The sequence below is a fragment of the Brevibacillus nigriterrae genome (assembly GCF_049846925.1).
Lineage (GTDB): Bacteria > Bacillota > Bacilli > Brevibacillales > Brevibacillaceae > Brevibacillus_H.
The window spans coordinates 324976-331304 of the sequence record NZ_JBNCMT010000001.1; the positions used below are offsets into that span (position 1 = coordinate 324976).

Consider the following 6329-nt stretch of genomic DNA (forward strand, 5'->3'; position numbering starts at 1 on the left):
TTGATCACCTTACTCCCCTTTTTGCCAGCTTGGCATTCTCGTCGGGATTACCCACACTCGCTCCCCTGCTCTCTTGCCTCGCCCTCCAGCAGGAATAATAATGAAACACTCGGTTAGATACAGGGTTGTCAAGTTACCCGATTTGTCGTTCAAATCTGGCTCGGCATACAGTACAGTATCCTTGATCGCCAGTTTCCCCCGCAAGTATCTAGGATATGGACACGGCTTGTCATAATCTTCCGTAAGAATTGCCTCAACTTTCGTGACACCCGTGGTTGGCCGCCCAAGCATTTTATGGATTAACGTGCGCACAAACAATTCAAATCCTGCATAGCAGGCACCGGGATTTCCGGAAAGAGCACAAATCATTTTTCCCCGGAATTTTGCTGCTGTTGTGGGACTTCCCGGACGAATAGCAACTCGATTAAAAAGAAGCTCCACATCAGAATGACCTACGATCGAAGCCATAATATCAAAATCACCAACAGAAACTCCGCCGGTCGTTACCAGAATGTCAACATCCTCAATAATTCTCTGCACTGCTTCTTTAGCCAACTCTTCGTTGTCTGGCAGCTTTTCATATTCTACTGGTATTCCGCCCGCTTCTGTAATCATGGCAATGATCATAGGCGTATTACTGTTGCGAATTTTTCCTGGAACCATTGGCTTGTCAACGTCAACTAGTTCATTGCCTGTTGATAGAATTCCCACTTTCGGTTTTACCCTAACTTTTACTTTGGTATAGCCAAAAGTCGCCAGCGTCGCGATGATGCCTGCATCAATCAACTCTCCTTGTGGGATAACCAGTGTCCCTTGTTGCACTTCTTCTCCACTCCGGGAAATATTCTCACCCGGCACGAGTTCTTTCTTGATTTCAACCGTATCTGAGATTTGACCCGGATTTACGGTTTGTTCAAACATGATCACCGCATCTGCACCCGGAGGAATCATTGCACCTGTCATGATTCGGCTGGCTTCTCCGACAGAGAGTGTCCTCTCTGGTACATCTCCTGCAGCGATCGTCTCAATCACTCGCAATGGAATCGGGTTTGACGGTGTGGCAGATTTCGTGTCTACTGATCGGACGGCAAAACCATCCAGTGGGGATTTATCAAATGGGGGCAAATTGGTCGTTGCGTAAACTGGTTCTGCCAGCACTCGGCCAAAAGACTCCTTCAAGTGTATTTCTTCTATTGAAAGAAGTTCAGCTTGTCCCAGTATTTTTTGGATTGCTTCGTCCACTGTTACTGTCTCTCTTTGAAAACGCATCAATCTCTCTTCCTTTCTCACAAGCAATCTGGTACTGCTCTGGAGTATTCATGTTAAACGTAGACCATTCACTCAACTCTCCTGATGACAAGTAATGAACATGCAATTGATCCAACACTTTCATTACTTTAAGGTTGTTCGTCTGGAGTGCTTCTTCCCAAATACGTTTGGTGCGGCGATGATAGAGTGCAAACAGTGGATGGATTCGCTCATTGGTCCTTGGGACAATGGCGTCAAATGTCTCCAGTTGGTCAACGTGTTTCATCAGTTGTGCAATATCATCTGCTTGGACAAAAGGCAAATCGCAGGAAAGAAAAAGAAAAACGTCTTCATTTCGTAGGGTAAGTGCTGTATGTATTCCCGAGATGGGGCCGTGGGATGGAGAGATATCGCTCGTCACCTGTACGTGCAGACGACGCAAAGCCTCCAGAGGCAGTTGCTCGGGAGTGTTGGAGATGACAAGGCAAGGAAGTTTATTAGCTAACACCCTGTGAACGAGATGAAGCAGGAGGGGCTCTCCCTGCCAATCGAGTAACTCTTTGGCAGTACCCATCCTGCTACTTTTTCCACCTGCGAGAATAACACCGCACCCGGACAATCCAGTCATATTCGCAGCGTTCCCCTCTATCGTTTGATTTCATTCGAAGTTTGACTGTTTACGCCCACTTTTCTTTGGTCTCAGAAATTCTGCGCATCAGTTCTTCCGGTTCGATACCTGCTTCTTTAGCCGCCAGTTCTAGTGAATGATTCCCACCGCAGCACGTATCAACATTCCATTCATTTAATGCATTCATCCAACGAGCATCCATGTCAATCAGTTGATTCACCGTAGTTTGCAAAGTAATCATCTGTATTTCCTCCTATTTTACACTTTTTATTCTTGCATTGCGAATCGTAATAAAGATATTGGAAGCAAATAATAGAATCGTGCACCATTCAATAAATCCAGCCCACCCTGCAACGACCCAGGCGCCAGAAAACCAGTTTCCGATCGATGCGGCCATGGATAAAACCAGAACTACAAAAGCAGCATTTCCTGCGTACAAATGTATCCACGCCCATTTTTCACTATGCAGTGGATGACCGATAAAACGAGGCAACACATGATATAAAACACCAAACACCATCATGGTTAAAAAGCCAAGCAGATTGAGGTGCATATGAACTAGACGAAACGCTTGAAGTTCAGGATTGACAAAAAAGAGAACGCCAAGTCCTGTCCCAATAACCAGATAGGTGATGCTGAGAATAATAAAAGCTTGTACGTAACCTTTCAACTATTTCTCCTCCAGACCGAGAAACTCGAATAACCTGCCAGTACACTTCATCATGTTCGAAAATGGATATTCACAAATATCGATTTTATTTTAGGTAACTTTAGTGCTGGTTGTTGTGATTTGTCTCACAAATACGATAGACTTATAGTGATATTATTAACATTGGAAACTTATTACTTACAAAATGCAAGTAGGTTATCTTTGCTGTAAGTTTTTAGAAAAGAGTGATGAATTATGAGTCCACTTATTCCTATTCTTCGTAACATCCCCACTTTTCGTGAGTTGGATGAACATGAATTTGAAAAACTCTCAACGATCACCATCAAACATTCCTACCAACGCAAAGCGAATGTTTTTATGCAAGGGGAAGCACGGCACGCTGTCTTCTTTGTTTGTCGTGGAATTATAAAAATATACAAGATTGACATGAACGGCAATGAACAAATTGTTTCGTTTCAAAAAAAAGGAGATATGTTCCCCCATACTGGATTTTTTGACCAAACTCCGTATCCTGCAACAGCAGAGGTTGTGGAGCCTGCTGAGTTAATCGTGATTCCACTTAAGTCATTTGAACAATTGATGTTGGAAACGCCTACAATCGCCGTTAAAGTGATGAGGGTTATGGGAGATAAAATTCGGGAGTTGCAATCCAAGCTGCAAGAATTTGTGGCACACGATGTCAACCATCGTGTCGTTTCTTTCCTCTTGCGCTTAGCGAAGGAACATGGTTCACCTGAAAAAGGACACATTCAGATTGACTTGCCGTTAACCCACCAGGAGTTTGCCAATATGGTTGGTACTACACGGGAGACAGTAAACCGTGTATTCAACCAGCTCAAAAAGGAAGAAATTATTGGAATGAATCGCAAAAAAATTACCATACTTGATATAGATGCATTAGAACGCCTCATATAATTTGAGGCGTTCCTTTTTGGGTAATCTTTATTGGGCCCCTAACGACGATGCTCAGGACGTGCGAGTGTCGACGATGCAACACGGAAGTTGCGTTTAGTCGACCGCCAGCGTTAGCTTCAGTCGGGTTGGTAATCTTACGTTCTTTTAATTTCAACTTGCCAAACTTCAGGACCTTCTTCGAGGTACTCCCAACCAAAAATGCCTGGACGCTCCATGGTAAATTGATATTGAAGCGGTTTAGGATCATGGTCGTTTTTCAACAGCATGCTCTCACCTGGTTGCAACTGATCGAAAGTCTCGAAAATCACACGGTGTTTATCTCTTGGTGCGTATTCACGTGCATCAACTGTTGCTTTAAATTCTCTTGACATGTGTATTCCTCCCTAATGACGATAACCGCAAGTTTTTTTCTTGACACATTATCATCTTAGCCATTTTTCTTAACAATAATTGTGATAGGCATCACAAAATAAAAATCTCTAAAAAGTTAAACTGTAATCAATGTAAGTAGGGGAAAAGGAGAGTTAGAGAATGAGCGCAAACTTAAATTATGTTGAATTAGACGTTCGTCCACATCTCAAAAAGAAACTCGAGCCATTTGAAATTATTATGGAAGCGGTTAAAAAATTACAAAAAGACGATGTATTTGTCTTACATGCGACCTTCAAGCCAACGCCGCTCTTAAGCGTGATGAAAGTTAAAGGTTTTGTAAACAAGGTTGAACAAGTTGATGATGAACACTGGATTGTAACTTTCGTACACAAAAGCAATTCTGATATATTAGATGAAGTAAGTATTCCTGCTCCAGCACCAGAAGAAACAGAAGCCTCTTCACCAGTATCAGAAGGAAAAGTATACACCCTCGACAATCGTGGATTAGAGCCGCCTCAACCGATGATTCGCACGTTAGCACAGTTGGATAAAATGGCTCCTGGCGACACATTGATCATCACGAATGACAGAGTTCCTGTTTTTTTACTGGAGGAATTAAATCAACTTGGTTATTCATACGAAGTGGAGAACCTGGAAAACGATGCTGCTAGGTTGACGATCAAAAAATAAGCGAACAAAAAAGGGCAATTGTTCAACTGACATTGCCCTGTCTCTATCCATCGATAAGGGGGACTAAAAAGATGGCAACTGTCAGTTTAAGTGCACATGAATTAAGCTGTATTTCGACAAACTGCCCGTATTACTTTGGGAATATTGGTATATTCTCCAATGACAACATCAATTTGCTTAAAAGTTCCATGACATTCCACAAAGTAACGGCAGGATCTTATTTGGTTTGGGAAGGAGATCCTACTGGCAAGCTCTATTTTATCCAACAAGGTCACGCAAAATCCTTTAAATCGACCAACGACGGAAAAGAGTTTACATTAGGATTATTCCAAACCGGCGACCTGTTTGGTGAGCCGAAAATTCGGGATGGAAGCCGTTATAAGTATAATGCTAAGGTTTCTGAAGACAGCATTGTCGGTGTACTGGAGCAACAAGATATTGAACGACTGCTTATGCAATCGGGCGATCTTGCCATCCATTTTGTGAAGTGGATGGGAATCATGCACTCCATGACACAAACCAAACTACGTGACTTGTTGTTATACGGGAAACCGGGTGCATTGGCATCTACCCTGATTCGGATGTCTAATTCGTATGGGAAACCAGTTGAGGGCGGAATCCGCATTTCACATAAACTATCCAATACAGAACTTGCTAACATTATTGGTACTGCCCGTGAAAGTGTAAATCGCATGTTAAACAAGTGGAGAAGCAAAGATATTATTAGCTTTGATAACGGTTATATTACGATTCGCAATCTTGGGTACCTTCAAACGATTTGCCATTGTCAGGAATGTCCTCGTGAAATTTGTCGCATGTAGTTAGTTGTTGATATTATTATTTGTTATATATAAAAAAACAATTTTACGGACGGTGTCTTCTGCACCGTCCGTTTTTCATTTCTCAGTTCCTGAATCGTAAATTTAGGCTCAAACACATATTGCAATATACATAACTGTCCATTACAAAAGTTCCCAACCAACAATACTATTAATAATGTCCAGTTCTTATTCACATAACATCGAAAGGATGGTTGTTAATGAGAGTGAAATTTAGAGGTAACACCCGTGTTAGGGTTTCTAGGAGAACCCCAAATCGGAATCGGATCAATACACTCCGCTTGGTGCGGGTATTGAGACGGGCTGTTGCAAATCAAATACAAGCAAGCGGTTCTGTTTACGCAGAACAACTCATCAATGCTGTAAGACAGACTATTCAAAATGAATTTTCCCAATTTAGCTCTCAAATCACTACACAGCTAGAGCCATGGCTGCGCAATATCATCCAAGAAGAATTGAACGCAACAGTGCCTGGTATTGTACAAACACAACTGGAAAACGAACTATACTCAGCAAGATTTGCCCAATTCCTGCAAACCGCCCTTTCTCCAAATAGCAATTTTGGTGAGATTGCTCGGGAATTTTTACAGCAGATTGTTGTTCTGACTACAACCGGAGGAACCATTACTGGAATACTTGTTGAGATTGGAACTGATTTTCTACGAATTCAAGAGTCACCTACATCTGAAGTTTTGATCCCATTTAGTAGTGCTATCTCGATCGCATCTTCCCAATAAGGAAAGTTTCAATATGAGATACATTCCACTCATTAAAAAAATCAACGAGGAGTGATCTATTTGAACTTCAATCAAGCGTTAGCAGCAAGAGTATCCAGGCAGGTTCAGGTTTCAACCGAGGTTGCGGTATACCCGGGGATACTTATGGCAGCCGGCAATGGAAGTGTTACGGTTAGAAGGACGCAACCCTACTATGGCCCAACAGAAGATGTAGTCATTTCGACTCGTTC

9 protein-coding genes are annotated in these 6329 nt (G+C 42.3%); 4 read left to right on the forward strand and 5 right to left on the reverse strand.

All coding sequences use genetic code 11. The annotated features are described in order from the left end of the window. Positions 1-9: 9 nt before the first annotated feature. The 4 genes from ACPW7N_RS01680 to ACPW7N_RS01695 are packed head-to-tail and all read right to left on the reverse strand — an operon-like array spanning position 10 to position 2546. Entirely contained in the window at positions 10-1269 is a 1260-nt protein-coding gene (locus ACPW7N_RS01680; protein ID WP_425649250.1) for a molybdopterin molybdotransferase MoeA, read from the reverse strand. Continuing rightward, the gene (gene mobA / locus ACPW7N_RS01685; RefSeq protein WP_425649251.1) at positions 1205-1876 is read right to left on the reverse strand and encodes a molybdenum cofactor guanylyltransferase; all 672 of its coding nucleotides are present in this window, start codon (positions 1874-1876) and stop codon (positions 1205-1207) included. The genes ACPW7N_RS01680 and mobA overlap by 65 nt, the downstream gene beginning before the upstream one ends. 49 nt (positions 1877-1925) lie before the next feature. After that, positions 1926-2117 carry a DUF542 domain-containing protein gene (locus ACPW7N_RS01690; RefSeq protein ID WP_425649252.1) on the reverse strand — a complete coding sequence of 64 codons (192 nt, stop codon included), beginning with the start codon at positions 2115-2117 and terminating at the stop codon, positions 1926-1928. Between the two features lie 12 nt (positions 2118-2129). Further along, positions 2130-2546 carry a hypothetical protein gene (locus ACPW7N_RS01695; RefSeq protein ID WP_425649253.1) on the reverse strand — a complete coding sequence of 139 codons (417 nt, stop codon included), beginning with the start codon at positions 2544-2546 and terminating at the stop codon, positions 2130-2132. Between the two features lie 234 nt (positions 2547-2780). Between ACPW7N_RS01695 and ACPW7N_RS01700 the strand changes: the two genes are divergently transcribed. Further along, positions 2781-3461 carry a Crp/Fnr family transcriptional regulator gene (locus ACPW7N_RS01700; protein ID WP_425649254.1) on the forward strand — a complete coding sequence of 227 codons (681 nt, stop codon included), beginning with the start codon at positions 2781-2783 and terminating at the stop codon, positions 3459-3461. Positions 3462-3595: 134 nt separating this feature from the next. Here ACPW7N_RS01700 and ACPW7N_RS01705 read toward each other — a convergent pair whose 3' ends face one another. Next, positions 3596-3832, reverse strand: a complete 237-nt coding sequence (locus tag ACPW7N_RS01705; protein WP_425649255.1) for a DUF2249 domain-containing protein — start codon at positions 3830-3832, stop codon at positions 3596-3598. 160 nt (positions 3833-3992) lie between these two features. Here ACPW7N_RS01705 and ACPW7N_RS01710 point away from each other — a divergent pair, with 160 nt between their 5' ends. The 3 genes from ACPW7N_RS01710 to ACPW7N_RS01720 all read left to right on the forward strand — a co-directional run bounded on the left by ACPW7N_RS01710 (position 3993) and on the right by ACPW7N_RS01720 (position 6099). Then, complete coding sequence (locus tag ACPW7N_RS01710) at positions 3993-4523, forward strand: DUF2249 domain-containing protein (RefSeq protein WP_425649256.1); 531 nt, start codon at positions 3993-3995, stop codon at positions 4521-4523. A gap of 71 nt (positions 4524-4594) precedes the next feature. Continuing rightward, complete coding sequence (locus tag ACPW7N_RS01715) at positions 4595-5344, forward strand: Crp/Fnr family transcriptional regulator (RefSeq protein ID WP_425649257.1); 750 nt, start codon at positions 4595-4597, stop codon at positions 5342-5344. 218 nt (positions 5345-5562) lie between these two features. Next, the gene (locus ACPW7N_RS01720) at positions 5563-6099 is read left to right on the forward strand and encodes a hypothetical protein (RefSeq protein WP_425649258.1); all 537 of its coding nucleotides are present in this window, start codon (positions 5563-5565) and stop codon (positions 6097-6099) included. The last annotated feature ends 230 nt before the right edge of the window (positions 6100-6329 follow it).

Coding starts and splice junctions, on each gene's coding strand:
- ACPW7N_RS01680 (WP_425649250.1), bottom strand. CDS start 1,269: ATGCGTTTTCAAAGAGAGACAGTAACAGTGGACGAAGCAATCCAAAAA.
- mobA (WP_425649251.1), bottom strand. CDS start 1,876: ATGACTGGATTGTCCGGGTGCGGTGTTATTCTCGCAGGTGGAAAAAGT.
- ACPW7N_RS01690 (WP_425649252.1), bottom strand. CDS start 2,117: ATGATTACTTTGCAAACTACGGTGAATCAACTGATTGACATGGATGCT.
- ACPW7N_RS01700 (WP_425649254.1), top strand. CDS start 2,781: ATGAGTCCACTTATTCCTATTCTTCGTAACATCCCCACTTTTCGTGAG.
- ACPW7N_RS01705 (WP_425649255.1), bottom strand. CDS start 3,832: ATGTCAAGAGAATTTAAAGCAACAGTTGATGCACGTGAATACGCACCA.
- ACPW7N_RS01710 (WP_425649256.1), top strand. CDS start 3,993: ATGAGCGCAAACTTAAATTATGTTGAATTAGACGTTCGTCCACATCTC.
- ACPW7N_RS01715 (WP_425649257.1), top strand. CDS start 4,595: ATGGCAACTGTCAGTTTAAGTGCACATGAATTAAGCTGTATTTCGACA.
- ACPW7N_RS01720 (WP_425649258.1), top strand. CDS start 5,563: ATGAGAGTGAAATTTAGAGGTAACACCCGTGTTAGGGTTTCTAGGAGA.